Consider the following 17,255-nt stretch of genomic DNA (forward strand, 5'->3'; position numbering starts at 1 on the left):
GAAAGGTAATTACTTACACAATCTATCGACAAGAAAAGAAAAAACTTTAAAAAAAACAAAAAAAATTAAAAAAAAGAAAACCCCTCACAATTATAGAAACTACTTTTGCAAAGGGTCATAGATATCATTTTGATTTTAGGAAATTAGACTTTCTAGATATGAAACCAATAAACGAACTCCAAATCCCGAAGCATATTTAGGAGTGAATTCCTCTTCTTTTTCTCTGTACGCTGTACCTGCTATATCAAAATGGGCCCAATCAACTTTTTCACCGACGAAGCGCTGCAAGAATAGAGCTGCAGTAATAGCCCCGGCCCTATTGTTGCCTATATTTTTCATATCTGCAATATCCGAAGAAATTGCTTGATTATACCCGTTAACTAGAGGCATTCGCCAGATACTCTCTGATGTCTTTTCGGAGGCTATAGCTAATTTTTCAGCCAAAATATCATTGTTACAGAAAAATCCCGACACCTTCTCCCCTAAAGAAACAACCATAGCTCCTGTAAGAGTCGCAAAATCTATAATACGAGTAGGTTTCAATTTTTTTTGAGCATAAGTAATTGCGTCTGCAAGAATTAACCTCCCTTCTGCGTCAGTACTTCCGATTTCCACGGAAAGCCCTGACATACTAATGTACACGTCTCCCATCTTGTAAGCCTTGCTTCCTATAGAATTTTCCGTAGCAGGAATGACCGCCGTTACATTTAACGGAAGAGCGAGTGAAGCCACGACCGAGACTATCCCCAAAACCGTTGCAGCACCTGCCATATCTTCCTTCATTGTTAACATAGCTTTGCCAGGCTTCAAATCCAATCCTCCGGAATCAAACGTGACTCCCTTACCCACCAAGACAGTGCAATCTTTCGAACTGGGCTTACCCTCGTATTTGATGATTATCAATCTTGGGTCCACAGAAGCTCCTTTAGCAACCGCAGCAAACAACCCCATACCCTCCTTGAGAATAGCGGCTCTATCTAAAACCGAAACTTGAAGCCCTGGGATAACTTTCCCTAACCCTTTAGCTGTGTTCGCTAGATATTCCGGCGTAACATCATCAGCATTACCGTTTACTAAGTCCCTAGTTAGATACACCCCATCAAAAACTGCTTCCGCCTTCTCATATATGGGCTTCGCTACATTAGCTACCACACCAACTAAACATACCTTCTCTATTAACGGATCTGCTTTTTTCACGATCTCCCCGTATTGGGGCAACAAATAATTTAAAGAGAGAATCCCTTCGCAAGCACTTTCTATAAAATCATCACAAGAAATAGTACGTAAGGAGGAAACTGTCGGCAATATGATGTTAACTATGGCACAGGCATTCTTCCTTAACACTTTTGTTAGTGAAGAATATGTTTCTAAAAGCTTATCTTTGCTTAGTTCTGCCTCATCACCTAATCCTAAAAAAAAGATCTTAACTTCTTTTTGGCCTGAAGCATAAACGAGATGCACGTCACTTCTCTTCGCCAAAAATCCAGCTTTTAGTGCTGGAGCCACTACCTCCTGTAGAGAATCATCAAGAGCTGCCGCACACTTCGTCACTCCGTTAACGGAGTAAAAAGGAATGACCAAAGCATCAGCTTTATTTCGTTTAGACAAAACCGGTTGAGCACAGAACAAACCCGCCACGACTATCTCCTAACATTTAGCTAAAAAACACAAAGGAACCCTGCACTGCCCTCCGAAGAAACAAACTAGGAAAGCCACCACAAGGTCTCAAGAAAAAAAAAACTTAATCCCCATCAGAGAAAGAAAAACTGCTCCTTAGAAAGGAACATCCTCACAAACGTAATCCTGCTCCTGGCTACCGGCGTACATCTCTTTGTCAGAAATCGCCTCGCTGTCCAAGGCTTCTCCATCAAAACCGACTGACATATTACCCTCAGCCGTTGAAGGAGCGCTTTCTCCTTCTCTAGCCTCAGATTTACCAAAGGGGCTGAACTTCAAAGAGTCCACACTAATGACCATTGAGGACTGAGGGTTACCATCTCGACCCATATAACTCTCAAGAGAAATATCCCCGGCGACAATAACCGCTGATCCCTTTTTAAGGTAAGGAAGCATCTTGTCGTAACGATCACTCCAGATATTGCACTTACACCAAACGGTCTCGTCTTTGGCACCGTTTCTGCTCCTGACAGCGAGTCTAAGAACTATCACTCGCTTACCCTTAGAAGTCATCCTCTCTTCGGGATCAGCACCCAAATACCCAGCAAAATAACCAAACATCATAGCGCTGCTACTCCAGTAAAATTACAACCAGTTACGCACGAATTCCCGAAGGAGGAGGCTGCATTCCACCACCTGCTTGAGGCATCTGTGGCATAGTGTCCACGGAAGGCTCCCTTCCTGCAGCGATATCACCACAGACCGTCCTCCACTTCACCACAGTCTCTATAAACAACTGAGCAAAAGCCTTCAACAAATTGGTTTCAGCGTATTTCATATCCAAAACACAATGCATCAGTATCAGCTGTTCTTTAACGGCAACACCTACACCTCCACCAGCCATTTGCCCACCCAACATGGACCCTTCCAATAGCTTTTCGTAGAGAGCAAGCTTCCTTTGTGGATTGTCTGGCAACCCATCCAATAGTGGGGAATAGATGTAAAGTCTATCAGAGTGCTCTTCGTAAGTAAGATGCAAAGAGAACTCCCCATCAACGAACAAAATGCATGTGTTATTCTGATCAAAAGCAACGTCGGGCAGCTTTAATTCTTTAGCAAAATTCCTTAGATTTTCCTCTGCATTTTGCCTTGACATGCGGAATCTCCTTTTAACAATTTATTCGAGGCTAAAGTTAACATATTCTCTTATTTGTTAGGAAACGAATTCGCCTTCAAAAACCAAAAAACACCTTGTTTTTTCTTTGTTGTTTTGTTATTCGCATCCAAATGAATACTTTCTTTTATGACCCTAAAAATCCTCCTCTAGGCTGCAAAAAGATTGGATATGAACATTTTTCCTTTTGTGTACCCTCTACAAGCGCTTCTCAAATACATTTGGTTTTAAGTGATCATCAAGGAACTATCCTGAAAGAAGTTCCCCTAAACCTCTTAAACACAGAAAAAAAACTTTGGCATGTAGAAGTCGATGCTATTCCAGAAAATTGCCTGTATGGATTTCGATTAACTACGAATAAAAATTCTGCGCATGAGGTTATTTCGACATACGTTGCTGATCCATACTCAACAACATTGTCTACTCCAGAAATTTTCACAGAAACTCTCAAAAGGTATCATTATACCTTCTCTCATCTCCCTACAGAAGAATACTTTAATTGGGAAAACGACACTCCACCAGCAATCCCTAGCAATGAAACCATTATCTACGAAGTCCACGTGCGATCTTTTACTAACCATGACTCATCAAGAACTTCATCTCCTGGAACGTTTTCTGGTTTTGCAGAAAAAATCCCTCACCTGATAGAACTTGGAGTAACAACAGTTGAGCTGCTTCCTATTTTTGAATTTAATGAGCGTGACCACCCTTTTTACACTCTTTCTGACAATAGGTTGTGCAACTATTGGGGTTATGCTCCTGTTAACTTCTTTTGCCCTTCCAGAAGATATTCTAAATATTCTGAATCACCAAGTTACGCTTTTAAAGATTTTGTTAAAAAACTACATAAAGCAGGCTTAGAAGTCATTTTAGATGTCGTCTTCAACCATACTGGATCAGAAGCACTCACTCCCTTCTCCACCTTAGACAAGGTAGAATACTATATCACTGATCCTTTAGGACAACACACTAATTACTCTGGCTGTGGAAACACTTTTAACTCCAACTCAAACCTTTCTATTCATTTGATTATAAATAGCTTGAGATACTGGATAAATGAATTTCATGTCGATGGATTTAGATTTGACCTAGCTTCTTGCTTATTACGATCCACCTCTGGAGAACTTGTAAAAAATTCACCTATACTCGACCGCATTTCTAAAGATCCCATCATATCCAAAGTAAAGTTAATAGCTGAACCATGGGATGCAGCAGGAGCCTATCACCTGGGTTTTTTCTCTTCTACCTTCGAAAGATGGAGTGAATGGAATGGAGAATACAGAGACTCTGTGAGAGCTTTCCTAAATGGAGACAAAAATGCCAAGGAAAGGTTTGCTACATCCTTTACGGGTTCTCCGAACATCTTTAAATCTCCTTATAACTCCATAAATTTTGTAACCTGCCATGACGGATTTTCTTTGAGAGATCTTGTAACTTATAATGAGAAGCATAACGCAGACAACGGAGAAAATAATCAAGATGGGTCTTCTGCAAATTACAGCCACAATTTCGGAATAGAGGGGCCAACAGATGACATTGAGATTCAAGTGATTAGAAACCGGCAAATAAAAAATTTTATGCTTACTTTAATGCTATCTCAGGGGATCCCTATGATACTATCTGGAGATGAATACGGTCACTCAGGCAATGGCAATAATAATCGCTGGTGCCATGACTCTACTCTGAATTATTTCTTGTGGAGTGCACTGGAAAAATCTACGGAATTATTAGATTTCACGAAAAAAATCATATCTTTGAGAAAAGATCTTCGAGAACTTTTTATGGAGGAAGTTCCAAAAAAATTTATATGGACAGAAGAAGATGGGCAACCAGCAAACTTTACTAACCCAGGCCTCTTTTTGGCTGTTACAATTCCCCTCCCCGACTACTGTGTAACCTTAGCCTTTAATAGTAGTAAGGAGAAAAAATTATTTAAAATACCGGAAGCGGAACATAAATTTCCAAGGCTTATAAAAATCCTAGATACCGAACATGGGTTTTTTGAAAACAGAGATACCACGCTGAAAACGAAAGAACAAACCCTCTCTCCTCACACTATAGCAGTTTACAAAAGCGTGAGAGAGAGCGGGATGTGATAAGAAACTAAGAAACAGTAACCATCGCTAATGATTCGATATCCTCTCCGTCTCTCCAAGAATCGATAACAACAAAATCTGCCTGAGGATAAAACTTTTCTAAAATTTGCCTAGCATTAAGACCTTCGACAGCCAAATGCTCAACACCATTTTTTAGCAAAGCATCCGCGTCAACACTAAGTCCTTCCTCATTGTCTAGAACCAGCCGGCAGGTCCAATCTACAGCTTCCTCTACTCCAAAACTCCTGCGAGTTACGCCATATCCTCCATACCCTTCCCTAGAAGCCATAAGGTGCCAAAAGCAGTTTTCTCCAATGCTTAATAATTTTTCATACAAAGCCGTTCGCTCCAAAATAACGCAAGCCGAAAGAGCTTCTTTATCTAAGGGCGAAAGGTATTTTACAGAGAGCACGGACTTTAAATAATCCTCTACAGTTAACTCATTCGTTACCACTATACACCCTCTACCAGTCTTATGAATATACACTGATCCCTTGTACTGTATGCCATTAACGAATAACGATGCCCCTTCATCCAGGGGCTCTACTTTCAAACAGGAGACCCCAGGATACTCTTCTCCCCAACGAACACCCTCGTATAATGCGTGCACGGCACTTCGTTTACCCTGAAAGCTCGTTTGCAGAATCCTTCCATTACCAAAAACTCTATGAGCTCCCTTAGCTTCCACTAAGGCCGTCGTACTTTCTTCTACGACCAGCACTCGAACTTTAGGCTCTTGATCAATACCTTGTTTAACAAATTGATCAGAGGCTGTAATTTCTGCTCGCAGCACCTGAGACGAAAACAACAAAAGACTGATCACCAGGTGTTTTAAAGTTCTCACTATCCCTCTCCCCTAATTTTCTTTCTTCTCTTCTTCAGATGGCGGTAAGCTACGTCAGTAACACAACGACCTCTGGAGGTTTTTTTTATCAACCCCTTCAAAATCAGAAAGGGCTCATGGACCTCCTCCACCGTACGAACATCTTCCCCGACAGCAATAGCCAAAGTTTTAATCCCTACGGGACCACCTTGATAAAAATCAATCATGGTGGTAAGAAGCTTAACATCTATCTCATTTAAACCCCAGTCATCTATCAATAACATAGCTAATGCTTTTTCGGCTACGCTACGATTAATAACGTTACCGTTCCGCATTTGCGCATAGTCACGAACCCAGCGCAATAAATTATTTGCCAATCTTGGCGTTCCTCTGGATCTAGAGGCGATTTCTAACAACGCATCTTCGTTAGCTTTAACATCCAAAAGCCCTGAAGAGCGATTCAAGATTTGGAACAAATACTCCGTGGAATAGTAATCAAGCTTCCCCATGAAAGCAAACCGGGTACGAAGAGCTTCGCTAATCATTCCCAACTTTGTGGTTGCTCCCACAAGAGTGAATGGAGCTATATCTACCCTAACCGATCTAGCCCCTGGCCCCGAATCAATAGTGACATCGATCTTAAAATCTTCCATGGCTGAATACAAAAACTCTTCAGCCACAGAACTCATCCGATGTATTTCATCAATGAAGAATACATCACCTAGCTGAAGATTTGTCAAAAACCCCAGAAGATCTGAAGGTTTGGACAACTGAGGACCAGACGCCGTGATAAGCCCACCGTCAAGAGTTTCTGCTATGATATGTGCCAAAGAGGTTTTACCCAGCCCTGGCGGACCAAAAAATAAACAATGACCGGGAGGCTCTTTCCTTTGGATCGCTGCGTGCAAAAAGACATCCAACCGCTCTTTAAGCCTGGGTTGACCATAAAACTCCTTAAGCCCCTTAGGCCTTAGAGAAAACTCAAACTTTTTATCTCCACAAAAAACAGCTGTTCGCTCATCCATACAAAACTAACCAATGGCAGTCTGATAAAGCTTTTTGATAAATACCTTTCACCTTCTTAGCAACAAAGAAAGCTTTTGTTTCGAACTTTTCTGTCTCTTATACAACAACCAGCAGCGAGGAGAAGTATTCCCTTTTATCAGAAGAACCTAAAAAAATCTCCAAAAGATCTTAGGGGTAAGCAGAAAAAATTCACCAGAAGTTTTACTCTAAATAAGTTTCACAAGCAAGATTATCCTAACTTCTCTTTCGTCAAAACATGGAAAACGAGAACAATCTTCAGAATTTTTAGCTTTTCCTATGGAATTATGTAGAGAATATGTAAGATTGCTTGAAGACGCACGGGTGGGCCTTTTTGGTTTTGTCTCGGTCGACTCTGCCAAAACGAAATATTGAGGACGTAGAACTATGAGTATTAAAGAGGATGAGTGGATTCGCCGAATGGCTCTTGAACACGGCATGATAGAGCCTTTCTCTGACGGTCTAGTGAATGTGGATACTCGGACTGGAGAGAAGCTTATTAGTTACGGACTTTCTAGTTATGGCTATGACTTACGCATTTCCAGAGAATTTAAAGTTTTCACTAATGTATATAACTCCGTTGTTGATCCTAAACAGTTTTCGGAAAATACCTTTATCTCTATTGTTGACGATGTGTGTGTCATTCCTCCTAATTCCTTCGCTTTAGCCAGAAGTGTGGAGTATTTTCGTATTCCTAGGAGTGTATTGACCATGTGCATAGGCAAATCTACCTACGCTCGCTGTGGGCTTATTGTAAACGTTACTCCTTTTGAGCCCGAATGGGAAGGATACGTAACTATTGAAATTTCTAACACAACTCCCCTCCCAGCAAAAATTTACGCCAACGAAGGCATAGCTCAAGTACTGTTTTTTGAGGCTGACAACGAATGTTCCGTTTCCTATGCTGAAAGGAACGGAAAGTACCAGAAACAACAGGGTATTACCATTCCTTTCGTCTAAATGAAAAACTTTTCTCTAATGAAGGCTCTTTTTGAAGAATGTATCATCAATTCTTGGTGGGTCGTTCTTCTTTTCCTTGTAGGAATGTTTATTTACGACAGAGCTATCCGAAAGCTATCTGAAGAAGAGACTCGGTTGAGAAATCGTTTGTGCTCCCTCGAAAAGAAAATCTCCCATGCCCAAGAATTGAGAAGCGATCTCATTTTGCGCATAGAAAACCGCTCTCGGCCCGAGGCCGTTGAAATGATATTGATGGAAAGGCTCGGATTAATTCCTAAGGGTTATATAAAAGTTTGTCCCCGACCTTCTGCTACAGGTCAAGAGTAAAAGACTATGATGCATTTTCTTCTTGTCGGTTTATTAGTAGGGTTTACCCTATGTTCCAGCTTCTTTTCCTTGTCTCAAATAGCTTTATTTTCCCTACCTTCGTCACTAATATCGCACTACAAACGCTCTCACAACAAACCACTAAGGGCCATAGCCTCCTTGCTTTCACACCCGCATCATCTTCTAATAACCCTTATTTTTTGCGATATTTTTGTGAATATTGCTATTCAAAACTGTACGGCGATCATTTTTAGAAATTATGAAAGCAGAATAATTAATGTTGGGGTTCCTCTAGTAATCACTCTAATCATAGGGGAAATTCTACCAAAAGCTATAGCTCTTCCTTATAACGTTTCCATATCCAAAGCCATCACACCTGTTATTAATTTCATCCGCATTCTTCTCCATCCTATCCTAAATTGGATGATTATCGGAGTTAACCAATTAGTACAGCTCCTAGTATCATCCAAACAATCCGACACTGTTAATCCCAAAGAGCTTAAGGAAGTATTACAAAGCTGCAAAGATTTCGGGCTTGTAAGCCAGGAAGAAGGTCGCTTGATTCACGGCTACTTATCACTTAATGACTGCAGTGTCAAAGAACGAATGAAGCCTCGACATGAAATTCTTTTCTACGACATTAACAAGCCCATAGCAGAACTTTACTCCTTGTTTGCCGAGAAAAGATGTTCTTTAGTTCCTATTTGTAACGATAATATCCAAAATATTCTGGGTATTTGTAGTGCTAAAAGTTTAGCCCTTAAAGAAGATCCTATTTCAACAATAAGAGAAGTGTTACAACTTACCAAAAAACCCTACTACATTCCCGAAACAATATCAGCCAAAACAGCACTCTTTCATCTAGTTTCACATGATGAAACCATGGGAATTATCATTGACGAATATGGCTCAATAGAAGGTCTTATTACCAGGGAGGATTTATTCGAAGTTGTAACAGGCGAAATCATTGATCAAAGAGATGAAAAAATTTTATACACTCAATCAGGGAAAGATGTGCTTATTGCTGCTGGCAACCTGGAACTTGTAGACTTTAATGAAATTTTTAACATCAATCTCCCAACAACAAGTAACGTAGCTACTATCGGTGGTTGGCTAACAGAACAAATAGGCACAATTCCAACCACAGGTACAAAAATTGTTTGGGAAAATCTTTCTTTTCAAATCCTTGATTCAGCCCCTAACCGTGTTAGAAGAGTCTACATAAGGAAGTTGCATGACTAATTCCCCCTATTTTTGGTTAACCTTGAATATAGGATGTATCCTAGTTCAAGGGTTTTACTCTATGATGGAAATGGCTTGTGTATCCTTTAACAAGGTGCGTCTGCACTACTATTTAACGAAAAACCATAAAAAAGCTAATTACATTAATTTCCTCATTCGGCGTCCGTATAGGTTATTTGGTACAGTCATGCTTGGAGCTAATATAGCCTTGCAGCTAGGTTCTGAAGCTTCTAGGGAATGCTATGCTGGATTTGGTATTTCGCCCGATTATGCCCCTTTGACTCAGGTGTGCATCGTTGTTATTTTTGCCGAACTTCTCCCTTTGACTATTTCTCGGAAATTACCAGAAAAGATAGCCTTGTGGGGAGCTCCTATCTTATACTATTCTCACTACTTATTTTATCCTTTCATTCGATTCATAGGAGTACTAACGGAAATTATCTACTACTTTTTAGGAATAAAAAAAGACAAATTAAATAGCACTTTAAGCAGAGATGAACTACAAAAAGTTTTAGAAACACATCATAAGGAACACGAATTTAATGTAATAGCCACAAATATCTTTTCTCTAAGCACTACAAATGCTGGAGAAGTAATGATTCCTCTTTCCCAACATCCTATGCTCCCTGCCACTTCCTGCGTAAGTGATTTTGTACGCACTTTGCGTAATCACGCCATAGATTTTGTCCCTGTATACCATGGAGAGAAAAGTAATATTATAGGTATAGCTTTCCCTAAAGATTTTATTAATAGTCCTACCTCTCAGCTCCTCAGGGAGCATTTACATTCTCCCTGGTTTATCACTGAGAAAACCAAGCTTATTCGTATCCTAAAAGAATTTAGAGCTAACAAAAGAAAAGTGGCCTTAGTCTTAGGAGCTTCTGGGGAGCCTCAAGGATTATTGAGTTTAAATTCCATTTTCCAGACGATCTTTAACACCTCGGATATAGCCAGAAGGAAGCCCGAAGCATCCAGAGTTATAGAGCGTACCATACCCGGAAATACTAAACTAGAGGATCTAAAAGAGGAGCTGGGTCTTCCATTAACACGTTACGGATGCGAAACCATAGCCCAATTAGTCATGCAATCACTAGACGCTCCAGCAGAAGAAGGGGCCTCTGTTATCATTGATAACCTCTTGCTAGAAGTTAAAGAAACAACGTTGTCCGGCATTAAAAGCATTGCCATCAAAAATTTGTTCTCATAACCACTTAGAAGCCACCGTTACACAGTTGGTCACGCATTTTTGTTGCTATTGACGTGATTAATAACGAAGCCTCCTTAACTTCTTGTAGGGTATTAAAACGCCCGAAAGAAAAGCGTAAAGAAGATGCTGCTATTTCCTGATCTATACCCATAGCAAATAGAGACTTAAAGGCCGTAACAGCCCCTGAAGAACAGGCTGTACCATAGCTGGCTTCTATTCCATGCAAATCCAAGGCAGCTCTCAGTATCTCCCCTTCTAAAGGAGGAAAAGCGATTGTAGATATATTGGGCAATCTGGAAATGTTCGAACAATGAACTATCGATCCCGGATAATTTTCTAGTATCTTATGTTCAAAAGCATCCCGTAATTGTTGTAAATGCAAAGACACATCAGCAATATTTTCTACGAGATATCTAGCTATAAAATCCAAGGAAGCTATTCCCAAGATATTTTCTGTTCCAGATCGAATATTCCCTTGCTGACCACCTCCAAGAAGCAGAGGGTTTAACCTCATTTTAGGATTCACAGCTAGAACCCCTATTCCTGACAAAGCGTGCATTTTATGCCCACTAAAACATAGAGCAGTCACTCCATTAGGAACACTTATTTTTTCCTTACCCACGATCGCTGTGGCATCAACGATAAGCATCAACTTTTTAGCAAAAGCAATTTCTGCTATTGATGAAATATCCGTTTTTGCTCCTGTTTCCGAATTAGCCCATCCTAATACGATCGCTACAGTGTCATCGCTTATGGCCCCTTCAATCTTTGAGGGAGTGATCACACATTCCTCTTTCCCGGGATCAAGATAAGAAACCCGTCTTGAAGGAAGTTTTTTGAGTGGTTCTATAACTGCTGGATGTTCCAGAGAGGATGTTATAATATGACCTGCCGGTACGGAGTTTAGGATTAGATTTAAAGACTCCGTAGCCCCAGAAGTAAAGATTATTCTAGAAGGAAACTGCAATAATGTCTGCACACTACTCTCGGCCTTACGAACCAAAGATGCAGCCTTCCTTCCCGAAGAATGCATGGCAGAAGGGTTAGACAAGAAATCCTTCCGAAAAAACAGCTCCTCCAAATAAGGAAGAAGCTCGGGATCAGGTGGAGTCGTTGAGCTATTATCCAGATATGTAGGCAAAAGAGGTCCTTACAAGTTTATGGCTATTTAAACCACTTGAACGAGAACTACAGTAACGTTATCAACTCCGCCATGACTGTTTGCCAAGGAGATCATCATATTCCCTGATTCTTCTAACTCATCGTGGGAAGACAACACTTCGCATAGCTCCTTATCCGATACCATGTTAGTCAACCCGTCAGAACAAAGAAAAAATATATCCTCAGGTTCGTACTCTATTTCACGGATATCGGGTGTCAAATTAGGTTTTGTTCCTAGCACATTTGTCAAAATATGACGGTAAGGATACACCTTTTCTGATTCTTTAGAAAGACCATAACGAGAGCACAGACGATTTGCTAAAGAGTGATCCTCTGTAAGCTGAGACAAAATCCCCTGTCGAAATCGGTATATTCTACTGTCTCCAACATGGAGAATATATGCTCGATCTTCTTTAAAAAACAAAGAACTCAACGTTGTTCCCATTCCCTTTAGTGCACCATCCAAGCAAGAATACTTGTATACCCAGTCATTGACTCTACTAAGAATATCTAACAAGTGATCCTTGGTATACGACCTACGATCTATACCAATCTTTCTGTTTTGCTCCTCAAATAAACTCATTAGCTGCGAAACAGCTTCCTTGGACGCCACCTCTCCTCCTGAGCACCCGCCGATACCGTCCGCTACAGCAAACAATCCCATCTCCGGATCTGCTTGCCAAAAATCCTCATTTTTTACTCTAGATCGGCCTATATCGCTAGCCCCGAAGCATCTAAAAGCCATACCCCCCCTACCTCAGATATAAAGGTTTTGTACTATGAATCAAAAACCCATAAATAGAAATCACCGTCAAAGAAAAAAAATCGGGTTTCAAAGATATATTTTTTAAGACGCTTCCCGTATAACAAAAAATTTCTATTCTATTAAAGAAAAGATTGTAACAGATCCTAGAAGATAAAAATCTTGATAGCTAAAATCCACTCCGTGTTATTAAGAAAGTGATCTTCAAATCGCGAAAATGAGGGAAAAATGCGCATACGTTTGTTTATAGCCTTTATATCACCGATACTTCTTATGCCCGGATGCACTCTTATCCCCAAAGAATGCTATAGTAACAAAGCCCCCATCATTACAAAACATGTTGTAAACGTATTGCAAAAAAGCCCTTTAGAAAATTAAACTCGCGAATTATTCACAATACCAGAAGGTTTTTCAATTATGAAAAGAAGGTTTATCGTAGGCATTCTTATTTCGACACTCTCTATGGGCTTGGGGGGATGTATCTTTCCTTCTGGAAATGGTGTTTATAATGCCAAACTTTATACAACAGGAAGCAAGGCCAAAGGAGTGGTTGCTATGCTCCCCGTTGCCGTTAACCCGAGAAATCAAGGAGGAGATGTCCTTCCATGGAGTCTTAGAGAAGAATTTACAGAGGAGCTGGTAAAAAAACTTAGCCTTTCGGATAGGGTTTTTCTAATCAAGCACAATGTCTCCAATAGAATAGCCTCCGATTTCTATTCCCCCATGCCAAAAGCGATTCCTGTAGAGATTACTAGCCAGTTCCTCCCAGCAGAATTTGTTATAGCAACAGAACTCATTGACCATTCAACAGTTAGCGATGCTTTAAAAAATGAAACTGTTTGTGCCTCTATGAGAGTTCGAGTCTTTGATATTCGGCATAATCGTTCTACTCTCGTATACCAAGAAATTATTGAGGCCAAACAGCCTATTCCACAGTCTGCCTCTGATTACTCCCGTTATGGATGGCGAACCTCACATTTTGAATCAACTCCTATGGGTCTAATGCATGGTCGTCTAATTAGAGAAATTGTGGCCAGAGTAGAGGGGTACGTCTGTGCTAATTACTCGTAATTAATGGATTAGAAAATGCCTGTCTGGCTATTTCTCTTCTGGACGCTACTAGCTCTCTTAGTTTTTAGGGGGAATTTTCTTTCTTTGCCTAAAGGCTCTTTTCGCATTTCCATCACAGGGCTTCAGTTGTCAGGGGCCTGTTTGCTGTATTTATTTTCAGGAGTATCTATAGCTGTACTTTCTTCTTCTGGGGACGGAAAAGAACCTTCCCCATTTGCACAGGGAGCTTTTATTACTTTAGTCCTTGTTGTTTACTTGGTATCCCTTCCAAAACGAACTATTCATACAATCCTTTGGGCTGGGAACCCGGCGAAAAGCTCTCCAAAAACGCTTCTTAGCACTACACTTAGAGCTTGGATTCTTGCTGTTCCCGTCACACAAATATCTTCCCTAGTACTTTCCAAAGTGCTCATCACAATATTTGGTGAAAAATTATTGATACCTCAAGCTATTGCCAAAGAAGTCCAGGAAGGATTAGCAACACCACAGGTTTCCTCCTTATTGCTTGCCTTTTCTGTGGCCATTTTACTCCCAATCTCTGAAGAAATTGTTTTTAGAGGTTTTTTACAAAACTTTTTGAAAAAGAAGCTTTCCGTAAGGAATAGCTTGATCCTATCATCAATCTTCTTCTCGCTAGCACACATAGAAAATTCTTTAGGAAGCCTTATTTTTGTTCCTGTGATCTTTATTTTATCTCTGATGATTGGATTTGTTTACGAAAAGGAGAGAAGCCTGTTGGCCCCCACGCTGCTACACGCTCTGTACAACAGCACTCAGCTCATATTTTCTAAATGGCTCTGAAAAAGGGTGTCTTCACTCTAAACAATCTTAAAAAATTCCTTTTCATTGAGCAAAAAACACAAAAAGCCGGAGCGGAGAGTTACCCCTAGCACGACAACTTCCGCTTATGGCTGCTACCTTCCGGTCCTGACCAGGTTCACGGCTTCGGCGTCTAGGGAGTCCCCGCTCCGAGAGAGGATTCTATTTCTTTTTAGAAATTCTATTCAACGGTAATTCTTTATTTCTTTAATTAACAATTATTGGATTGAGAAGGTTGACTACATTCCTGTTTTTTGGCCTCTTGCCATATTCTCTCAGCATCTTCATGAGAAATAGAGGCAAAGGAGCCGTCAAAAAGGAAAGGAGCTCTCCTATGTAATTTTTTTATAGCTTCTTCAGCAGGCAAATCTTTTGGGAAGAGTCCTTCCCTTTGAGCTAAAAAACATAAAATAAGGGACAGACTCAGAACATCCCCCATCTCAGAAGCAACCTCATTGGAAGATTTAGCTGCTAAAATAGCCTCCTTTAGTTCTTTAATTTCTAGTTCTAAATGGTCCATGACAGAAAAAAGAGTTTGTCTCTTAGACCAAATACATCGCCCCTCTAGGACCATTAAGGAGATCATAGAAATCAGATCATTTATTGAACTTTTAGCCTCTTCCACAGTACAAACCTCAACTAACCTAAACCTTCTCAAGCAAAAGCTACCCCCTCTATTCGGGAATAGCTAAACAACAAACCACCACTGCTTCGAAGTTATTTCACGATTCTTGAACGAAACAAACCCTAGAGCTGAAAGATCCAAATACTCTACCGCTTCGCTGGGGATTTTATTTAAATAATTGTTTTCTTGCAAAAATTAAAAAATTAGAGGCATATCTTCTAAATGCTGACGGAGAAGGTAAAAAATTTTCTTATGCCCAGAAGACAACGGTAATTTAGCTATTTGATCCAACCCATAGTGAGAAAATATTGGTGAATATGATGACGTCTTCAAAAGCACAGGATATAGCGACGCTTTATAATTCGTAAAAGATTGCTGCAGCGAAGGCAACAAGCCAACGAAAGTCAACTCCGTCTCCGATAAATCTCTGCATAACGAACACATTCTATCTATGTCTGACAGCAACTCTCTATCAGAAAACTCGATATAGGGAAACTCAAAAAGGTCCCTCATAATTTCCCCCTTTCCTCGTTTAATGAGACAGTACTCTCCTCTGCAGTTGATAAGAAAAACGCAACGAGCTATGGAAAGTATTTTTTTCCTTGCTAAGCGATTGGGCAAACTTGCAGTTTCTCCGCATTCAAAGGCCTTACAAAAAGATTGCAAAGGACAAGAGGTGCATATAGCTGTTTTTTTACAGACACAAGCTCCAAGTTCTATCAGAGCTTCAGAAACTTCTTGAGGGTTCTTTTCTGGCAAAAAATCATTAGCTAAACGTTGAATTTCCCTGTGAGTTGATGGATTGTCAATAGGTTCTCGGAGACAGAACAACCGACTAAAAACGCGAAGAACATTTCCGTCTACAGCAGCCACACGCTGCTTAAAAGCGAAAGCTAGAATAGCATTAGCCGTGTAAGGACCTATGCCTGGTATCTTGATTAATTCGTCATATGTAGAAGGAATCTCTCCATTAAAGTTTTTTATTACTATCTCGGCGCCCTTTTTGAAAGATCTTACTCGAGAATAATACCCTAGACCCTCCCACATTTTAATAAGATCCTCTTCAGAACTACTGGCTACATCCTGCAACGACGGATACCTTTTCATCCACCGATTAAAGTAGTCGACCACAGTCTCTACTCTTGTTTGCTGAAGCATGACTTCTGAAATCCAAACGGAATACGGGGAAATATTCTTCCTCCAAGGCAGATCTCTTTTGTTATCGAGAAACCAAATTCTTAATCTTTCTGGGGCAGATTCTTCCTCAAGAAAAGAGTTTAGTGTTTTCTTCATAAAATTTTTCTCCTAAAATACCCCTTTGGAAAAGCTTATGAATAAAATTATCATTAAAGTAAAACAACCCTCCAAGCTGCTTTCTCTTGTAAAGGAGCAGCTCACGCCCTACCCTTTCGCTAAAGCTGATGATTGTCTCCGCTTTCACCATTGTCGAGTTAACAAAACGGTGGAGCGTTTTGGATCTCGACGATTACTCCCTGGAGACATTGTCTCCATCTCTGTTGCAGATCTTGCCGAGCCTAAAATAGAAAATATCCCAATCTTATTTGAAGCAGAAGGTTACACAATCTATCATAAACCAGTGAGGATTTCCACAGAACGATTAGTAGAACTCGCTCAAGGGATCGTTGTACACCGATTAGACAGGGATACGTCGGGCTGTTTGATTGTAGCTAGGACGCAATCCTGTGCGCAACTTTTGCAAAAATTATTTAAACAAAGGAAAGTTCAAAAGCAATATATCACTGTTACGGAAGGCTCCCCCCAAAGACTTTCAGGAATCTTGAAAACCTTCACCAAAGTTTTACATCGTCGTCAAGGTGCTCTCATCATGGGTAATAGCAAGGACGGTTTGGAAACAATTACTCAGTGGAAAGTTTTGCAATCTACAACTAACTATTCACTGATACTTTGTTCCCCTATCACCGGTAGAACACATCAGATACGTCTCCATATGAAAACACTGGGATGCCCTGTAGTTGGCGATATAGACTATGGATCAAGAACGCCCCCCGAAAATGTTTTTCATCCTCTCCTTCATTCTCTATCCATTCGATTTTTTTGCCCTATCACTCAAAAAAAAGTACACACGCATTGCTCTCAAACTTTTCCTTCCTTGTCCTCCTTAGAATTTTTAAAGAAAAATCCTTAAAAACTAGAAGACTGATTGGAGAATTCGCTTCCCTCCCTCTTTCTCCATCGTAAAAAAACTGAAAATCTGTTAGCTTTGGCCATTGCATCAATTGCAGGTGGCGTTTGTGAAAACTTATTTCAATAGTTGGCTGTGAGTTTCTAATTTCCGATTTAGCCC

At 40.3% G+C, this 17,255-nt stretch carries 17 protein-coding genes and 1 other RNA gene; 8 read left to right on the forward strand and 10 right to left on the reverse strand.

Annotation, left to right across the window (positions count from 1 at the left end):
* Positions 1–135 precede the first annotated feature (135 nt).
* The 3 genes from KJA62_RS02455 to KJA62_RS02465 form a co-directional block, all read right to left on the reverse strand.
* Positions 136–1,629, reverse strand: a complete 1,494-nt coding sequence (locus KJA62_RS02455; RefSeq protein WP_213318950.1) for a leucyl aminopeptidase — start codon at positions 1,627–1,629, stop codon at positions 136–138.
* Between the two features lie 144 nt (positions 1,630–1,773).
* On the reverse strand, positions 1,774–2,241 hold the full coding sequence (locus tag KJA62_RS02460) for a single-stranded DNA-binding protein (protein WP_213318447.1): 468 nt from the start codon (positions 2,239–2,241) through the stop codon (positions 1,774–1,776).
* 31 nt (positions 2,242–2,272) lie between these two features.
* On the reverse strand, positions 2,273–2,773 hold the full coding sequence (locus tag KJA62_RS02465) for a CesT family type III secretion system chaperone (RefSeq protein WP_213318448.1): 501 nt from the start codon (positions 2,771–2,773) through the stop codon (positions 2,273–2,275).
* A 131-nt stretch (positions 2,774–2,904) separates the two neighbouring features.
* On the opposite strand from KJA62_RS02465, the gene KJA62_RS02470 reads away from it, so the two are divergent.
* Positions 2,905–4,887 carry an alpha-amylase family glycosyl hydrolase gene (locus KJA62_RS02470; protein ID WP_213318449.1) on the forward strand — a complete coding sequence of 661 codons (1,983 nt, stop codon included), beginning with the start codon at positions 2,905–2,907 and terminating at the stop codon, positions 4,885–4,887.
* Positions 4,888–4,894: 7 nt separating this feature from the next.
* Here the strand turns inward: KJA62_RS02470 and KJA62_RS02475 are convergent, their stop codons facing one another.
* Positions 4,895–5,731, reverse strand: a complete 837-nt coding sequence (locus KJA62_RS02475; protein WP_213318450.1) for a SpoIID/LytB domain-containing protein — start codon at positions 5,729–5,731, stop codon at positions 4,895–4,897.
* Positions 5,731–6,735, reverse strand: coding sequence for a Holliday junction branch migration DNA helicase RuvB (ruvB, locus tag KJA62_RS02480; protein ID WP_213318451.1), 1,005 nt, complete (start codon positions 6,733–6,735; stop codon positions 5,731–5,733). The genes KJA62_RS02475 and ruvB overlap by 1 nt, the downstream gene beginning before the upstream one ends.
* A gap of 406 nt (positions 6,736–7,141) precedes the next feature.
* On the opposite strand from ruvB, the gene dcd reads away from it, so the two are divergent.
* Genes dcd through KJA62_RS02500 form a run of 4 tightly spaced genes read left to right on the forward strand, consistent with a single transcriptional unit; the run spans position 7,142 to position 10,490 of the window.
* Entirely contained in the window at positions 7,142–7,714 is a 573-nt protein-coding gene (dcd, locus tag KJA62_RS02485; RefSeq protein WP_213318452.1) for a dCTP deaminase, read from the forward strand.
* A gap of 18 nt (positions 7,715–7,732) precedes the next feature.
* Entirely contained in the window at positions 7,733–8,041 is a 309-nt protein-coding gene (locus tag KJA62_RS02490) for a hypothetical protein (RefSeq protein WP_246481885.1), read from the forward strand.
* 6 nt (positions 8,042–8,047) lie between these two features.
* Positions 8,048–9,283, forward strand: a complete 1,236-nt coding sequence (locus KJA62_RS02495) for a hemolysin family protein (protein WP_213318453.1) — start codon at positions 8,048–8,050, stop codon at positions 9,281–9,283.
* Positions 9,276–10,490 carry a CNNM domain-containing protein gene (locus KJA62_RS02500; RefSeq protein WP_213318454.1) on the forward strand — a complete coding sequence of 405 codons (1,215 nt, stop codon included), beginning with the start codon at positions 9,276–9,278 and terminating at the stop codon, positions 10,488–10,490. Before KJA62_RS02495 ends, KJA62_RS02500 begins: the two co-directional genes overlap by 8 nt.
* A gap of 4 nt (positions 10,491–10,494) precedes the next feature.
* Here KJA62_RS02500 and KJA62_RS02505 read toward each other — a convergent pair whose 3' ends face one another.
* Entirely contained in the window at positions 10,495–11,631 is a 1,137-nt protein-coding gene (locus KJA62_RS02505) for a cysteine desulfurase family protein (RefSeq protein ID WP_213318455.1), read from the reverse strand.
* A gap of 27 nt (positions 11,632–11,658) precedes the next feature.
* On the reverse strand, positions 11,659–12,396 hold the full coding sequence (locus KJA62_RS02510; protein ID WP_213318456.1) for a Stp1/IreP family PP2C-type Ser/Thr phosphatase: 738 nt from the start codon (positions 12,394–12,396) through the stop codon (positions 11,659–11,661).
* 435 nt (positions 12,397–12,831) lie between these two features.
* On the opposite strand from KJA62_RS02510, the gene KJA62_RS02515 reads away from it, so the two are divergent.
* Together KJA62_RS02515 and KJA62_RS02520 are read left to right on the forward strand one after the other, a co-directional pair.
* The gene (locus KJA62_RS02515) at positions 12,832–13,485 is read left to right on the forward strand and encodes a CT253 family lipoprotein (RefSeq protein ID WP_213318457.1); all 654 of its coding nucleotides are present in this window, start codon (positions 12,832–12,834) and stop codon (positions 13,483–13,485) included.
* 15 nt (positions 13,486–13,500) lie between these two features.
* Positions 13,501–14,286, forward strand: a complete 786-nt coding sequence (locus tag KJA62_RS02520) for a CPBP family intramembrane glutamic endopeptidase (protein WP_213318458.1) — start codon at positions 13,501–13,503, stop codon at positions 14,284–14,286.
* Positions 14,287–14,356: 70 nt separating this feature from the next.
* Here the strand turns inward: KJA62_RS02520 and ffs are convergent.
* The 3 genes from ffs to mutY form a co-directional block, all read right to left on the reverse strand.
* Positions 14,357–14,451: signal recognition particle sRNA small type (ffs, locus tag KJA62_RS02525), an RNA gene on the reverse strand.
* Between the two features lie 64 nt (positions 14,452–14,515).
* Positions 14,516–14,962 (reverse strand): MazG nucleotide pyrophosphohydrolase domain-containing protein, encoded by a 447-nt coding sequence (locus tag KJA62_RS02530; RefSeq protein WP_213318459.1) that lies wholly within the window; start codon positions 14,960–14,962, stop codon positions 14,516–14,518.
* Positions 14,963–15,124: 162 nt separating this feature from the next.
* Complete coding sequence (mutY, locus tag KJA62_RS02535; RefSeq protein WP_213318460.1) at positions 15,125–16,222, reverse strand: A/G-specific adenine glycosylase; 1,098 nt, start codon at positions 16,220–16,222, stop codon at positions 15,125–15,127.
* A gap of 37 nt (positions 16,223–16,259) precedes the next feature.
* Here mutY and KJA62_RS02540 point away from each other — a divergent pair, with 37 nt between their 5' ends.
* Positions 16,260–17,096, forward strand: coding sequence for an RluA family pseudouridine synthase (locus tag KJA62_RS02540; RefSeq protein WP_213318461.1), 837 nt, complete (start codon positions 16,260–16,262; stop codon positions 17,094–17,096).
* Positions 17,097–17,255: the final 159 nt, after the last annotated feature.

It is taken from the genome of Chlamydiifrater volucris (genome assembly GCF_902806995.1).
In the GTDB taxonomy this organism is placed as follows: Bacteria; Chlamydiota; Chlamydiia; order Chlamydiales; family Chlamydiaceae; genus Chlamydiifrater; species Chlamydiifrater volucris.